Origin of the sequence: Nocardioides sp. NBC_00368, assembly GCF_036090055.1 — a bacterium.
Lineage (GTDB): Bacteria > Actinomycetota > Actinomycetes > Propionibacteriales > Nocardioidaceae > Nocardioides.
Window position 1 is genome coordinate 3,563,510 of record NZ_CP107970.1, and the last position, 13,587, is coordinate 3,577,096.

The window sequence follows — 13,587 nt, forward strand, 5'->3', positions numbered from 1 at the left end:
GCTCGTATCCTGAGCACCATGTCCTCCACGGAGTCCTCCTCCCCACTCGTCGCCGGGCTCGTGCCGAAGTGGGCGGTCGCTGCCTTCGCGGTCGACGTCTTCTTCGTGCTCCTCTTCGCCTTCGCCGGACGCCAGTCCCACGACTCCGGTCCGGCGCTCGTCGTGCTCCGCATCGCCTGGCCGTTCCTGGTCGGTCTCGTCGTGGCCTGGGCCGTGCTGGCCTGGCGCCGCTGGCAGGCGCTCCGCGCCTGGCCGGCGGGCGTGATCGTCTGGCTGGGGACGTACGCCATCGGGATGGTGCTGCGCGGCCTCACCGGCGAGGGCCTCGCGCCGGCCTTCCTGGTCGTCTCGATCCTCTTCCTCGGCCTCACCCTGGTCGGCTGGCGCGGCTACGTGAGCGCCAAGCTCCACTACCGCTCGAGGCGCCTCGCCGAATAGGTAGTTGCGGCGGCCGAGACTGCAGAAATGGCGGACGAAACTGTCGTTTCGTCGCCCAGAACTGCAATCTCGGCGTCCACAACTACAGATTCGCCCACCAGAACTGCGGTCTCGGCTAGAGGGTGGCGGCAGCGGCCACGGGGTCGAAGCCGAAGGGGAGCTCCAGGCGGTGGGCGCGCATGAGGTCGGCGTTGGAGAGTACGTCAACGGTGCGACCCTCAGCGGCGACGATGCCACCGTCGAGGATGACGGAGCGCTCGCAGAGCTCGAGGGCGTACGGCAGGTCGTGGGTGACCATCAGGACGGTGACGTCGAGGTCGCGGAGGATGTCGGCGAGCTCGCGGCGCGAGGCCGGGTCGAGGTTGGAGGACGGCTCGTCCAGGACCAGGATCTCGGGGTCCATCGCGAGCACGGTGGCGACCGCGACCCGACGGCGCTGGCCGAAGGAGAGATGGTGGGGCGGCCGGTCGGCGAAGTCCTCCATCCCGACCTTCGCGAGCGCCTCGGTGACCTTCGCCTCGAGGGCGTCCCCGCGCAGCCCGAGGTTGGCGGGGCCGAAGGCGACGTCCTCGCGGACGGTGCCCATGAAGAGCTGGTCGTCGGGGTCCTGGAAGACGATGCCGACGCGGCGGCGGATCTCCTTGATGTTGGCCTTGGTCACGGGGAGCCCGCTGACCGACACGGATCCGGCGCCGGCGAGATGGATGCCGTTGAGGTGCAGGACCAGCGTCGTCTTGCCGGCGCCGTTGGGCCCCAGCAGCGCGACCCGCTCACCGCGGTGGACGTGCAGGTCGACGCCGAAGAGCGCCTGATGGCCGTCGGGGTAGGCGAAGGCCAAGCCGCGTACGTCGAGGACTGGAGTCGTCACCGGGGCATTCTCCCTGTGTAGCCGCGCGAGACCATGGCCAGGTGCACCCGCTCACCGCGCTCGAAGGAACGGATGAACAGCGCGCCGACCGAGCGGGCGAGCACCGGCCAGTGGAGCGGGTTGCGGGCGACGAAGCCTCGTGAGGCTCGCGCCACCGCCATCCGGCGCATCTCGTCGGTCACCACCTCCAGGTAGCGCACCATGAACGCCATGATCTGCACCAGCTGCTGAGGCAGCCGCAGCCGCTCCAGGCCGTGGACCAGCTCCTGCGGCGTCGTCGTCGCGGCCAGCAGCAGGCCGGCGATCACGCCGAGCGTGCCCTTGGCCAGCAGCCCCCACGCCGAGAGCAGGCCCGACTCGCTCAGGCTCAGCCCGAGCACCTCGATCCGCGGCCCGTGGGAGATGAACGGCATCAGCACCGCGAAGACCACGAACGGCGTCTCCACCACCATCCGCTTCAGCACCCATCCCGGACGAACCCGGCCCACCGCCCCGACCGTCACCAGGACGGCGAGGAAGATTCCGTACGCAGCGAACCACTCCCGTGGGGTCGCCACCACCACGAGCATGAAGCCGACGAGGGCCAGCACCTTCAGATGGGCGGGCACCTCAGGCCTCGTCGGACTCGGCGGAACGACGGCGTACGACCAGAGCGAGGCCGCCGGCGAGGACGAGCACCACCACGGTGCCGATCACCCCCGCGAGACCGCCGGAGAGCCGCTCGTTGTCGACACCCTTGGTGCCGTAGTCGGCCAGCGGGCCGTCGGCGGCGCCGTGGTCGGAGGCGCTGTCGAGGAAGCCGGTCTTGCCGGCGACGTACTCGAGGCCGTCGGGGTGGGCGGAGGCGTAGTAGGAGACCACGCCGGCCAGGAGCAGGGCGACGACGGCGATGCCGACGGCGACCCACGTGAACGGAACGTGCTTCTTCGTCGTCGTGCTCACGCCACCGACTCCTTGGGCTTGATGACCAGGTCGCGCTCGGTGATCACGCCTCGGGCGGCGTAGACGAGGTCGGGGCGTACGGACAGGATCGCACCGACCGCGAGGAAGGTGATCGCGCCCTCGCCCAGCCCGATGAGGGTGTGCCAGCCGAGCATCGCGGTGGCCAGCGTCGTCAGCGAGATGTCGGCGGTGCCGCCGACGGCATAGAGGGCGGTGAAGACGAGCGCGGCCGCGGGGACGGAGACGAAGGCGCCGATCGCCGCGGCCGGCGCGACCAGGCCGACCCGCTTCGGCAGCAGCTTGATCAGGACCCGGCTGACGACCCAGCCGACGACCACCGTGGTGACGGCCATCAGCAGGATGTTGGTGCCGAGGGCGGTGATGCCGCCGTCGGCGAACAGCAGCGACTGCACGATCAGCACGACCGAGACGCACAGCACCCCGGTCCACGGACCGACCAGCACGGCTGCCAGCGCGCCGCCCATCAGGTGTCCGCTCGTGCCGGCGCCCACCGGGAAGTTGAGCATCTGGGTCGCGAAGACGAACGCGGCGACGAGGCCGGCCAGCGGAGCGGTCTTGTCGTCGAGCTCGCGGCGAGCGCCGCGCAGCGCGACGCCGACCGCGACGACAGCGACAGCGCCGGTGGCGATCGACGTCGGAGCGTCGAGGAAGCCGTCGGGGACGTGCATGGTCACCTCTGGGATCTGCGTGGGGTCGGTCGAAGGGGAGCCCGAGACATGAGAACTGCTAACGCGAACTTATCGCAATAGCCTCGCCCGCGCACTGTCCGGTCGGGTAGTGAATCAAGACTTCACAGGTGTCAATCGGCACCAAATGAATACTTCTCAAGTCATGACTGCGCGCGTACCGTCGAAGGCATGAGCAGCTCCGCCAACGACATCGTCATCTGCGAGCCCCTCCGCACCCCGGTCGGCCGCTTCCTGGGAGCCCTGTCGCCCCTGACCGCGACCGACCTCGCCACGACGGTCCTGCGCGAGCTGGTCGAGCGCACCGGCCTGCAGGAGGGCGACGTCGACGACGTCATCCTCGGCAACGGCTACGCGAGCGGAGAGAACCCCGCGATCGGCCGCATCGCGGCCCTCGACGCCGGCCTCGGCACCGGCGTGCCCGGCCTCCAGATCGACCGCCGCTGCGGCTCGGGTCTGCAGGCGATCCTGTACGCCGCGGGCTCGGTCGCCACGGGCGCCGCGAACCTCGTCATCGCCGGTGGCGCGGAGTCGATGTCCAACGTCGAGCACTACGCCCTCGGGCTGCGCGGCGGGGTGAAGCAGGGCGGCATCGAGCTGCTCGACCGCCTCGACCGGGCTCGCGAGACCGCAGGTGGCAAGGACCACCCGATCCCCGGCGGCATGATCGAGACCGCCGAGAACCTGCGCCGCGAGTACGGTATCTCCCGCGAGGAGCAGGACGAGCTCGCGCTGCGCTCCAACCAGCGCGCCGTCGCCGCCCACGAGGCCGGCAAGTTCGCCGACGAGCTGGTCCCGGTGACCGTCCCCGGCGGGCGCCGCAAGCCCGACGTGGTGGTCGACCGCGACGAGCACCCGCGCGCCGACATCTCCCTGGAGAAGCTCGCCTCGCTGCGCCCGATCCGGCTGAAGATCGACGAGGAGTCGACGGTCACCGCGGGCAACGCCTCCGGCCAGAACGACGGCGCCGCGATGTGCATCGTGACCACCCGCGCCGAGGCCGAGAGGCGCGGCCTCACTCCCCTGCTGACGCTCAAGTCGTGGGCAGTCTCCGGCTGCGAGCCCGAGCGGATGGGCATCGGCCCCGTCCTCTCCAGCCGCGCCGCGCTCGGCCGGGCCGGGCTCACCCTCGACGAGATCGACCTGATCGAGCTCAACGAGGCGTTCGCCGCCCAGGTCCTCGCCGTCCTGCGCGAGTGGAAGATCGACGCCACCGACGAGCGGCTCAACCCCAACGGCTCGGGCATCTCGCTGGGCCACCCGATCGGCGCCACCGGTGCCCGGATCCTCGCCACGGCCGCCCGCGAGGCGCAGCGCCGCGAGGCCCGGTACGTCCTGGAGACGATGTGCATCGGTGGCGGGCAGGGGCTCGCGGCGGTGTTCGAGTCGGTCCGCTGAGCAGCCGGCACGCTTCGTACGGAAAATCTCGAGAGAGCAGAGAAGACATGGGTCTGGACAAGGTGGTCGGGTCGGCCGCAGAGGCGGTCGCCGACATTCACAGCGGGGCCAGCCTGGCCGTGGGCGGCTTCGGGCTGGTAGGAATCCCGTGGTTCCTGATCGAGGCGCTGCGCGAGCAGGGGGCGGACGACCTGATGGTCGTCTCCAACAACTGCGGCGTCGACGGTGCGGGGCTCGGGCTGCTGCTCGACGACCACCGCATCTCCCGCGTGATCGCGAGCTACATCGGCGAGAACAAGGAGTTCGGCCGCCAGTACCTGGCCGGCGAGATCACCCTCGAGCTCACCCCGCAGGGCACGCTCGCGGAGCGGATGCGCGCCGGCGGCAGCGGCATCGGCGCGTTCTACACCCCGACCGGCGTCGGCACGATGGTCTCCGACGGCGGCCTGCCCTACCGCTACCACCCCGACGGCACGATCGCCGAGGCCTCCGAGCCGAAGGAGGTCCGGGAGTTCCACGGCAAGCAGATGGTGCTCGAGGAGGGCATCATCACCGACTTCGCGTTGGTACGTGCGACCCGCGTCGACCGGGCAGGCAACGCCCAGTTCCACGCCTCCTCGCGCAACTTCAACGTGCCGGCCGCGATGGCCGGTCGGGTGACCGTCGTCGAGGCCGAGGAGGTCGTCGAGGTGGGCGAGATCGACCCGGCCGACGTGCACCTTCCGGGGATCTTCGTGAAGCGGATCGTCGCGCTGACGCCTGAGCAGGCAGCACGCAAGGACATCGAGAAGCGTACGACGCGCGGCGAGCGCCCCACCGAGACCACTTCGAGCAAGGAGGCCTGAGTCATGGCTTGGGACCGCAACCAGATGGCCGCGCGCGCCGCGCAGGAGCTCCAGGACGGGGACTACGTCAACCTCGGGATCGGCCTGCCGACGCTGATCCCCGACTACATCCCGGAGACCTCGACGGTCGTGCTGCACGCCGAGAACGGCATCCTCGGCGTCGGCCCGTTCCCCTACGAGGACGAGGTCGACCCCGACCTGATCAACGCCGGCAAGCAGACCGTGACGGTGCTCGCGGGGGCCTCCTACTTCGACTCCGCGACCTCGTTCGCGATGATCCGTGGCGGCCACATCGACGTCGCTGTCCTCGGTGCGATGCAGGTCGCGACCAACGGCGACATCGCCAACTGGATGGTCCCCGGCCAGATGGTCAAGGGCATGGGCGGCGCGATGGACCTCGTCTCCGGCGCCGGGCGCGTGATCGTGCTGATGGAGCACGTCACCAAGAAGGGCGCCCCCAAGCTGCTGGCGGCCTGCGACCTGCCGCTGACCGGCCGCGGGATCGTGAAGCGGGTCATCACGGACCTCGGGGTTCTCGATGTCGCCGGTGAGGCGTTCGAGCTCGTCGAGCTGGCTCCCGGGGTGACGTACGACCAGGTCGTGGCGGCCACGGGCGCGCCGGTCGTCGACAAGACGACAGCAGCCGTCGCTTAGTCTCACTATCCAATATCGGAGCGGGGTTCCGTAACTCGCGTTTGCACTTCCTCGTTTCGGGGTGTGATACCCACCACACCCCCTGGAGTGAGTCGTGAAACTCGGCAGACTGGCGTTCCTCGTTCCGTTCCTGGCTCTCGTCACGACCTTTCTGCCGCCAGCACTCTCCCCGCCCGCCGCCTCGGCGGCACCTGCGGTCACCGCCCAGGTGCCGCAGGCGCGGGCCGGGACGTGGAAGCCGCGCCCGGCGACGTACGGCGTGGTGGTCGAGAAGGACGTCGAGCTCACGATGTCCGACGGCGTCGTGCTCCGCGCCGACATCCACCGTCCCGCGAAGGCCGACGGCACCGCCGCGCCGGGTCGGTTCCCGGTGATCCTGACGCAGAACCCCTACAACAAGAACGTTGCCGGCGGGAGCGGCGGAGACTACTTCGTGCAGCGCGGCTACGTCTTCGTCCAGACCGACGTACGCGGCACCGGCTCCTCCGCCGGCCAGTGGGACGCCTTCGGCGACCGCGAGCAGAAGGACGGCCTCGAGGTGGCCAACTGGGCAACCTCGAAGAAGCGCCCGTGGAGCAGCGGCGAGCTCGGCCTGTGGGGTCCGTCCTACATGGCGATCAACCAGTTCTTCACCGCGGCCCAGCACCCGCGCGGGCTGAAGGCGATGTTCCCGATCGTGCCGGCGGGCGACGTCTACCGTGACGTCGTCGCCTCCGGCGGGCAGATCGACGCCGGGTTCATCCCGCTGTGGTTCGGACTGGTCACCGGATCGGGGCTGGTGCCGCCGGCCGTCAACAAGACCCGCCCGGAGGCCACGCTGACCACGTTGCTGCAGCACGTCGGCGGTGCCCTCGGGTTCCAGGTGCCCATGCTCGTCAGCGCGGCATTGGGGAGCGACGCGGGCTACGACGGGCCGTTCTATGCGAAGCGATCGCCGCTGAGCGTGGTCGACGAGATCGATGTGCCGACGTTCGTCACGGCCGGGCAGTACGACATCTTCCAGCGCGGCACGCCCATGCTCTTCGACCGGATGCAGCGGAACGGGGTCGACACCAAGCTGCTCATCGGCCCCTGGACGCACGCCGAGGCCTCGACCGGAGCCGGCTTGGAGGGCAGCGGCATCGACAACCTGAGCGAGATGGCGCTGCGATGGTTCGACACCTACATCAAGGACATCCCCGACGCGACCCTCGACAAGGACGTCGCCCCGGTGACCTATCACGAGATCGGGTCCGGGAAGTGGCGCACGATGAAGTCGTGGCTCGGGAGCGAGGTCCGGGCCAGGACGTACGCCCTCGGGTCGGACCTGAAGCCGCTCGGCGGTGACACGATCGCGCCGCTGCCGGTGCAGGGACTGTGCTCTCGCAGCACCGCACAATGGACCGCCGGGGCCCTCGCGATCCCCGGCTGCGTGACCGACAACCGGATCAACGACGCGCTCGGGGTCTCCTACGAGACAGCTCCGGCCACCTCTCGCACGGCATTCTCGGGGCCGCTCAACGCCGACCTGTCCGTCTCCACGACCGGCACCGACGGACTGATCTCGGTCTCGGTCGAGGACGTCGCGCCTGACGGGTCCGTCGACCGCATCACCGGCGGGTGGCAGACGCTGCGCCACCGTGCCGTCATCCCGTCGAGGTCGCGGACGCTGAACGGCCAGGTCGTGCAGCCCTGGCACCCCTTCACCCGCGAGGCCGAGCAGCCGGTCACGCCCGGCAAGATCTACCGTGTCCCGGTCGAGGTCTTTCCGACCGGCGCGGTGATCGAGAAGGGCCACCGTCTCCGGGTCACCGTCCACTCCTACGACGTCCCCCACCTGCTGCCCAACGTCAAGCAGCTGGTCCGGGGCGTGGCCGGCGTGGTCACGGTCCATCACACGATGGCGAACCCCTCGACGCTGGTCCTCCCGGTCCGGAGGTAGCGCCGAAGGGTCCGGCTCCGGCATCGAGAGCTCAGAGGCTGACTTCGTCCGGCACACGCTCGGAGACCTTCGGGTCCCGGGCGCGTGCGGTGTTCACGAGCAGGTACGCCGCGACCGCCGCACCGACGGCCAGCGCGATCGCCGCCGAGGCATAGGCGGCCCCGTAGCCGGCGGTCGTGACCAGGCCTGCCGCGATCAGGGTACCGATGAACCCGCCGGCCTGCTGGGTGGTCGTGGTCAGGCCGGAGCCGATCCCGGCGTGCTCCGGCGCCAGCGCGCCCATCGCCAGCGCCGTCACCTGCGGCATCGCGAGTCCGAAGCCCAGGCCCATCACGACCGCGCCCGGGAGGACGTCGAACGGGAAGCTGCCGGCCTCCGGCAGACGGACCAGGTAGAGCATGCCGGCGGCGAAGCCGAGCACACCGGCGACCAGGACGCGCTCGGAACCGAACCGCTCGGCCAGCGTGGCACTGAATCCCAGGCTCGCGACCGCGATCACCCCGCTGACCGGCAGGAACGCCAGGCCCGTCGCGAGCGCCCCGAAACCGAGGACGTCCTGGAGGTAGAGCGTGGTGACGAACTGGAACGTGAACCCGGCGAAGGTCAGGGTCAGCAGGATCAGGTTCGCGAGGGCGAACCTGCGCTCGGCGAACAGACCGCGCGGGAGCAGGCCACCCTTGGCACCGGTGCGCGGCGTACCTTCCACCGCGCGGAGCGCCACGATCAGCGCGACGATCCCCACTGGCACGTTGATCAGGAAGGCCCAGCGCCACGAGGCGACCTCGGTGAGTACGCCACCCAGGACCGTCCCCACCGAAGCGCCGATCGAGCCGACGAAGGCGAGCACCGCGAAGGCGCGGAGGCGGTCGCGGGCCTCGGAGTAGAGGCCCGCGATCATGCCGAGCACCACGGCCGAGGCGATGCCACCGCCGAGACCCTGGACGAACCGGGCCGCGACCAAAGAGGCCGGGTCCCAGGCGAGGCCGCACCATGCCGAGGCGAGCGTGAAGATGCTCAACCCGGCGAGGAAGACGGGGCGGGTCCCGAAGGCGTCGTCGGCCCGGCCCGCCGGAAGCAGGACGAGCGCGAAGGCGAGGAGGAAGCCGTTGACGACCCAGGCCAGCGAGGTGTCGCCGAAGCCGAGGTCGTCACGGATGGCAGGAAGGGCGACGGTCACGACCGTGCCGTCGAGGATCACCATCAGCTGAGTTGCTGCGAGGGTCGCGAGCGCGACTGTCTTGGTCGTCATAGATACGACCATAGAAGATTGTTTGTTATGAAACAATCTGTTTCTGGATATTCGGTTTTAGACCTATCTCTCAGCGGGTCGACGCAGGCGCGCGGCGTCGCAGCGTCATCGTGTGCGACGGCGTGGCCCACGGCCCCTCGACCAGGTGCTGCAGCGCCTCGATGAACGCCTCACCCTCGCTCGGTGCCAAGCCCTCGAGAGCCCTCTCGACCGTCGCGTTGTAGGCCTTCGATGCCTCCTTGAGGGCCTTCGCCCCGGCCGGGGTGAGGGCGACGATGCGGGCGCGGCGGTCGGTGCTCGAGACGCGTCGCTCGGCGAGCCCGCGGCGCTCCAGGTTGTCGAGCGTGGTGACCATCGTGGTCTTGTCGAGCATGGCCATCTCGGCCACGGCGTTCTGGGTGTACTCCCCCTCGGCAGCCTTCATCAGCACGCAGTACTCCCGCACCGAGAGCTCCAGGTCCGCCAACGCCTCACCGACCTGGGCCGCGAAGGCGTGAGCCGACTGGTTGAGCAGGAACAGCAGGTCAATACGCGGTCCGGTCATGAACTAGATCATAACGAACCATCTGATACGGAACTATCTTCTGATCAACTATCTATGCAGAACGGCGCCCGACCCCGCAGACATCGGGATCGAACGCCGTCCGGCATCGCCTCAGAGATACTGGGCGAGGTCCGCCTGGATCTCTTCGGGCGTCACCTGCGGCTCGTAGCGCTTGACGACCTCGCCCTCGCGACCGATGAGGAACTTGGTGAAGTTCCACTGGATGTCGCCCGGCGCCTCGGCACGAAGGAACTCGTAGAGCGGAGCAGAGTTCTCGCCGTTGACATCGATCTTGGAGAGGACCGGGAACGTCACGTCGTAGGTCGTCTTGCAGAACTCCTGGATCTCGTCGTCGGTGCCGGGCTCCTGACCCATGAACTGGTTGCACGGGAACCCGATGACCTCGACGCCGGAGTCGCTGGTGGCGCGATAGAGCGCCTCGAGGCCCTCGTACTGCGGCGTCAGACCGCACTTGCTGGCGACGTTGACGATCAGCAGCAGCTTGCCCTGGTAGTCACTGAGCGAGACGGTGCTGCCATCGGCGGCGTTCACTTCGAAGTCGTACGTGGTGGTCACAGGTCTCTCCTCGATCGAGTTGCGGTGCAGGGGGACAACCTAGCTCTGCCCGAGGTTATGCCCCGCGCCGATGGGGCACGGACGAGGCCACCTCGGCCAGGCGCCGTTCCCGGGCGACCGTCATGATCGCGGCCGACATCCACTCGAGCGCCTCGGGCATCTCGAAGGCGATCTCCTCGAGCAGCGTCGGCATGTCGTGCCGGCCGACCGAGAGCAGCATCTCACTCAGCGACCCGTCGGGCGCGGCGACCATGAACCGGAACTCGATCGCCTCGGGAGTCACCGTGGCCGCGCACCGGCCGGTCTCGAACGTCCACGGCGCACGGCGGGCCTCGCCCTGGGCGCCGGGAGTCGTCATGACCGCGGATCATATTCAGGTTGCCGCCCCGGCCGCACCCCTTTCGCTCCTCGGATCACCCCTCGAACAGTGATTCGAATCTCGTCACGAGACACACCACCCCAACGCACATGCAGGGCGCCGATGACCGGTACGTTCGTCCGCGGTCATTCGGCGGGGGAACACGGGAGAGGGACACAACTTCACATGATGGGCGGGCATCACGCGGCCTCTGGGGCTGCCGCGTGGATCGCAGTGACATCGTCGGCACCGATCGCTTTCGGGTGGTACCCGGGCGTCTCGGACGTGGGCGTGATGACCGGAACCCTGGTGTGCGCCGGCGCCGCGCTGCTTCCGGACGCGGACCACCACAACGGCACGATCGCCAACTCGCTGCCACCGATCTCCGATGGCTTGACCAGGATCGTCGGGCAGGTCTCCGGCGGCCACCGAAACGGCACCCACTCGATCCTCGGCGTGCTCGCCTTCACCGGCCTGGCCTGGGGCGCCGGCACGCTGTCCATGCAGACCGAGCGCTTCGGCAGCATCCTGATCGGCCCGGGCATCATGTGCGTCCTGCTGGTCGCCTTCGCGATGAACGCGCTGAAGCTCACCCGCAGGGGATTCATCTGGCCCTGGGTGTCCGCGGTGACGCTGGCGACGGTGATCGCGATCTTCGCGCCCGAGGAGTGGTGGTGGATGCCGTTCTCGGTCGCCCTGGGCTGCGTCGTCCACCTCATCGGCGACTTCGTGACCACGATGGGGATCCCGTTGTTCTGGCCGATCGCGCCGAAGCCGCCCAGATGGGTCCGGCGTAACAAGTGGCTGCCCTTCGACAACATGTGGACCCGGGGCGGCAACTTCGCCCTCCCCATCCTCGGCGACGCCGGCTCCGTCCGGGAGTGGGTCGTGATGACGCCGATCAGCCTCTACGCGATCGTCGGCTTCGGCTGGGCGCTGCTGAGCCAGATGGGATTCGACGTCGACAGCCGATGGGAAGTCCTGATCTCGAACCTCAGCACCCTCGTCTGACCGAGGCGGCTCCCCGATCAGCCCTCGACGAACCGCCGTCGCCCGCGAAGCGGGCGCACGACGAAGATCCCTGCCAGCAGCGCGAGACCGGCGAGGAACGCGGCGGCGGCGAGGATCCCGCTCAGGACCACCTTCGTCTGGATGCTCCGGTGCTCCTCGCCGACATCGTCGGAGACGATCAGCGTCATCGCCACGATGGTGTCCTTGAGGAGCTGGATGAAGCGGGTCATGTCCTCGGCCCAGACCTGTGCGGCGGGCCGGCCCAGACCGCGGTCCTCCAGGTCCGGGACGACGCCCTCGAGCGACCCGTCGTTGATGACCTGGACAACCGCGTTCTGCGACACCACGCCCCGGGAGCCGTCCGCGAAGGTGCCGTCCGAGATCTTGTCGAGTGCCTTCTGGGTCGCCTTCGGGGCGTCGGCGTAGAAGGAGCGTGAGGTGAGCTGCCAGGACGTACGCGCCTCGCTCATCGCCTCCATCGAATCCTCGTCGATCTTCCCGGTCATCAGCGCGGGCACCATGACGGCGCGCTCGATGCCCAGCGACTCGGCCGCCGACCGGACGTACTTGAGGTTGGTGACCTGCTTGTAGATCTTCTCGTTGCGGATGTTGGGCATCTCGGTCGCGAAGTCGAGCAGCTCGTAGGCCGTGTCGGTGTAGGCGGCGATCGCGGCCTCCGTGCTCGCCTTGTCGCCCTCTTCGAGGTCGTTGCGATAGGCGTCGATGCCCTTGAGGACGGTGTAGGTGCGCTCGACCCGCTCCCGCAGGCTCGGGGTGTCGGCGAGGTCGATCTTGGTGATGTCGGCGTGCCACGCCTCGATCGAGTCGTCGGTCACCTGGCGATAGGCCTGCCGGACCGCGTCCGGGACCTGGTCGGAGCCGAGCGCGTCCCGCTCGAAGATGAGGTCCATCCCGAGCTCGTAGCTCTCCGGGAGTGCGCCCGCGATCGTCATCGCGCGGTTGGAGACGGACCGCTCCTCGAACGCGTCGACGAAGGTCATCCCGCCCAGCACCAGCGCGATCACGACCGGAACCAGAAGCGTGCCGAGCACCCGCGTGCGCAGGAGTCTCGGCTTCGGGGCGGCGTGGGACCGAGGCGTACGTTGCCCCGACTCCGCCACGCCGGCGATCGCCGTCACCGGCGAGGCCGGCGACGGCGAGGAGGGCGAGGACGACTTGGGGGCGGCGATCGCCGCGAGCTTGGGTGCCGGCGACAGCTCCCGGCTGCCGGCCGTGATCGCGGGCACGACCGCGGGTCTGCGCGCGAAGGCGACGACCTCGCCGGCAGTGGGCCGCCGGGACGGGTCCTTGTCCAACATCGACGCCACGAACTCGTCGATGTGGGCGGGCACGGCGACGACGTCGCTGACGCGCGGAACCGGAGCGGTCACGTGCTGGTAGATCATCGAGACCGGCTCGGAGCCGGCGTAGGGAGCCCGCCCGGTGAGCAGCTCGAACGCGACGCACCCGAGCGCGTAGATGTCGCTCGGCGGGCCGACCACGGTGTCGGCGGCCTGCTCGGGAGAGATGTAGGGCAGGCTCCCCATCACGTGGCGGGTGGAGGTGAGCCGCTCGGCCTGATGGTTGGCCAGCTGGGCGATGCCGAAGTCGAGCACCCGGATCCGGCCGTCGCCGTCGTAGACGAGGTTGGACGGCTTGATGTCACGGTGGATGATCCCGGAGGCGTGGACCGCGCTGAGGGTACGCGCGACCTGGACCATCACCTCGCCGGTCTCCTCGATGCTGAACCGTCCCTGCTTCTCGAGCCGGTCGGCCAGCGTCGGCCCGGGAAGCAGCTCCATGACGAGATAGACGATGCTGCCGTACTCGGTCTGCTCGACCCCGACGTCATGCACCTGCACCGTTCCGGGGTGGCTCGCCGCCGTCGTCGAGAGGGCCTCGCGCCGGAACCGCTCGGTCACCTTCGGGTCGGCCGAGGTCTCCACGACCTTCACGGCGACCCAGCGTTCGAGCCTGATGTCGGCCGCCTGCCAGACCTCGCCCATCCCGCCGCGGCCAAGCAGTCGGTGCAGGCGGTAGCGGCCTGCGATCGGGGGGCGCGTTCGCATGCGCATA

At 69.4% G+C, this 13,587-nt stretch carries 15 protein-coding genes; 6 read left to right on the plus strand and 9 right to left on the minus strand.

All coding sequences use genetic code 11. The annotated features are described in order from the left end of the window. Positions 1 to 18: 18 nt before the first annotated feature. On the plus strand, positions 19 to 438 hold the full coding sequence (locus OG984_RS16955; RefSeq protein ID WP_328527460.1) for a DUF3054 domain-containing protein: 420 nt from the start codon (positions 19 to 21) through the stop codon (positions 436 to 438). A 115-nt stretch (positions 439 to 553) separates the two neighbouring features. On the opposite strand, the gene OG984_RS16960 is transcribed toward OG984_RS16955, so the two are convergent. From OG984_RS16960 to OG984_RS16975, 4 genes are read right to left on the minus strand one after another with little or no spacing between them, the layout of a single operon-like run. Next, on the minus strand, positions 554 to 1,306 hold the full coding sequence (locus OG984_RS16960) for an energy-coupling factor ABC transporter ATP-binding protein (RefSeq protein WP_328527461.1): 753 nt from the start codon (positions 1,304 to 1,306) through the stop codon (positions 554 to 556). Then, positions 1,303 to 1,914 carry a cobalt ECF transporter T component CbiQ gene (gene cbiQ, locus OG984_RS16965; RefSeq protein ID WP_328527462.1) on the minus strand — a complete coding sequence of 204 codons (612 nt, stop codon included), beginning with the start codon at positions 1,912 to 1,914 and terminating at the stop codon, positions 1,303 to 1,305. Before cbiQ ends, OG984_RS16960 begins: the two co-directional genes overlap by 4 nt. 1 nt (position 1,915) lies before the next feature. Further along, a complete protein-coding gene (locus OG984_RS16970; protein WP_328527463.1) occupies positions 1,916 to 2,248 on the minus strand; it encodes a PDGLE domain-containing protein in 333 nt (110 codons plus the stop codon). After that, a complete protein-coding gene (locus tag OG984_RS16975) occupies positions 2,245 to 2,937 on the minus strand; it encodes an energy-coupling factor ABC transporter permease (RefSeq protein WP_328532367.1) in 693 nt (230 codons plus the stop codon). The genes OG984_RS16970 and OG984_RS16975 overlap by 4 nt, the downstream gene beginning before the upstream one ends. A 189-nt stretch (positions 2,938 to 3,126) precedes the next feature. Between OG984_RS16975 and OG984_RS16980 the strand changes: the two genes are divergently transcribed. From OG984_RS16980 to OG984_RS16995, 4 genes are all read left to right on the plus strand, one after another. Further along, positions 3,127 to 4,353, plus strand: a complete 1,227-nt coding sequence (locus OG984_RS16980) for an acetyl-CoA C-acetyltransferase (protein ID WP_328527464.1) — start codon at positions 3,127 to 3,129, stop codon at positions 4,351 to 4,353. A gap of 47 nt (positions 4,354 to 4,400) precedes the next feature. After that, positions 4,401 to 5,198 (plus strand): CoA transferase subunit A, encoded by a 798-nt coding sequence (locus tag OG984_RS16985; RefSeq protein WP_328527465.1) that lies wholly within the window; start codon positions 4,401 to 4,403, stop codon positions 5,196 to 5,198. Between the two features lie 3 nt (positions 5,199 to 5,201). Then, entirely contained in the window at positions 5,202 to 5,852 is a 651-nt protein-coding gene (locus OG984_RS16990) for a CoA transferase subunit B (protein ID WP_328527466.1), read from the plus strand. 94 nt (positions 5,853 to 5,946) lie between these two features. Beyond that, positions 5,947 to 7,773, plus strand: coding sequence for a CocE/NonD family hydrolase (locus tag OG984_RS16995; RefSeq protein ID WP_328527467.1), 1,827 nt, complete (start codon positions 5,947 to 5,949; stop codon positions 7,771 to 7,773). A 31-nt stretch (positions 7,774 to 7,804) separates the two neighbouring features. On the opposite strand, the gene OG984_RS17000 is transcribed toward OG984_RS16995, so the two are convergent. The 4 genes from OG984_RS17000 to OG984_RS17015 all read right to left on the minus strand — a co-directional run bounded on the left by OG984_RS17000 (position 7,805) and on the right by OG984_RS17015 (position 10,500). Further along, positions 7,805 to 9,022, minus strand: a complete 1,218-nt coding sequence (locus OG984_RS17000; protein WP_328527468.1) for an MFS transporter — start codon at positions 9,020 to 9,022, stop codon at positions 7,805 to 7,807. A 70-nt stretch (positions 9,023 to 9,092) separates the two neighbouring features. Next, entirely contained in the window at positions 9,093 to 9,566 is a 474-nt protein-coding gene (locus OG984_RS17005; protein WP_328527469.1) for a MarR family winged helix-turn-helix transcriptional regulator, read from the minus strand. 111 nt (positions 9,567 to 9,677) lie between these two features. After that, complete coding sequence (locus OG984_RS17010; protein ID WP_328527470.1) at positions 9,678 to 10,142, minus strand: glutathione peroxidase; 465 nt, start codon at positions 10,140 to 10,142, stop codon at positions 9,678 to 9,680. Between the two features lie 55 nt (positions 10,143 to 10,197). Further along, positions 10,198 to 10,500: a hypothetical protein gene (locus tag OG984_RS17015; RefSeq protein WP_328527471.1), complete on the minus strand. Its 303-nt coding sequence runs from the start codon at positions 10,498 to 10,500 to the stop codon at positions 10,198 to 10,200. Positions 10,501 to 10,689: 189 nt separating this feature from the next. Here OG984_RS17015 and OG984_RS17020 point away from each other — a divergent pair, with 189 nt between their 5' ends. Continuing rightward, positions 10,690 to 11,511 carry a metal-dependent hydrolase gene (locus OG984_RS17020; RefSeq protein WP_328527472.1) on the plus strand — a complete coding sequence of 274 codons (822 nt, stop codon included), beginning with the start codon at positions 10,690 to 10,692 and terminating at the stop codon, positions 11,509 to 11,511. A gap of 17 nt (positions 11,512 to 11,528) precedes the next feature. On the opposite strand, the gene OG984_RS17025 is transcribed toward OG984_RS17020, so the two are convergent. Continuing rightward, positions 11,529 to 13,580: a protein kinase domain-containing protein gene (locus tag OG984_RS17025; RefSeq protein WP_328527473.1), complete on the minus strand. Its 2,052-nt coding sequence runs from the start codon at positions 13,578 to 13,580 to the stop codon at positions 11,529 to 11,531. Positions 13,581 to 13,587: the final 7 nt, after the last annotated feature.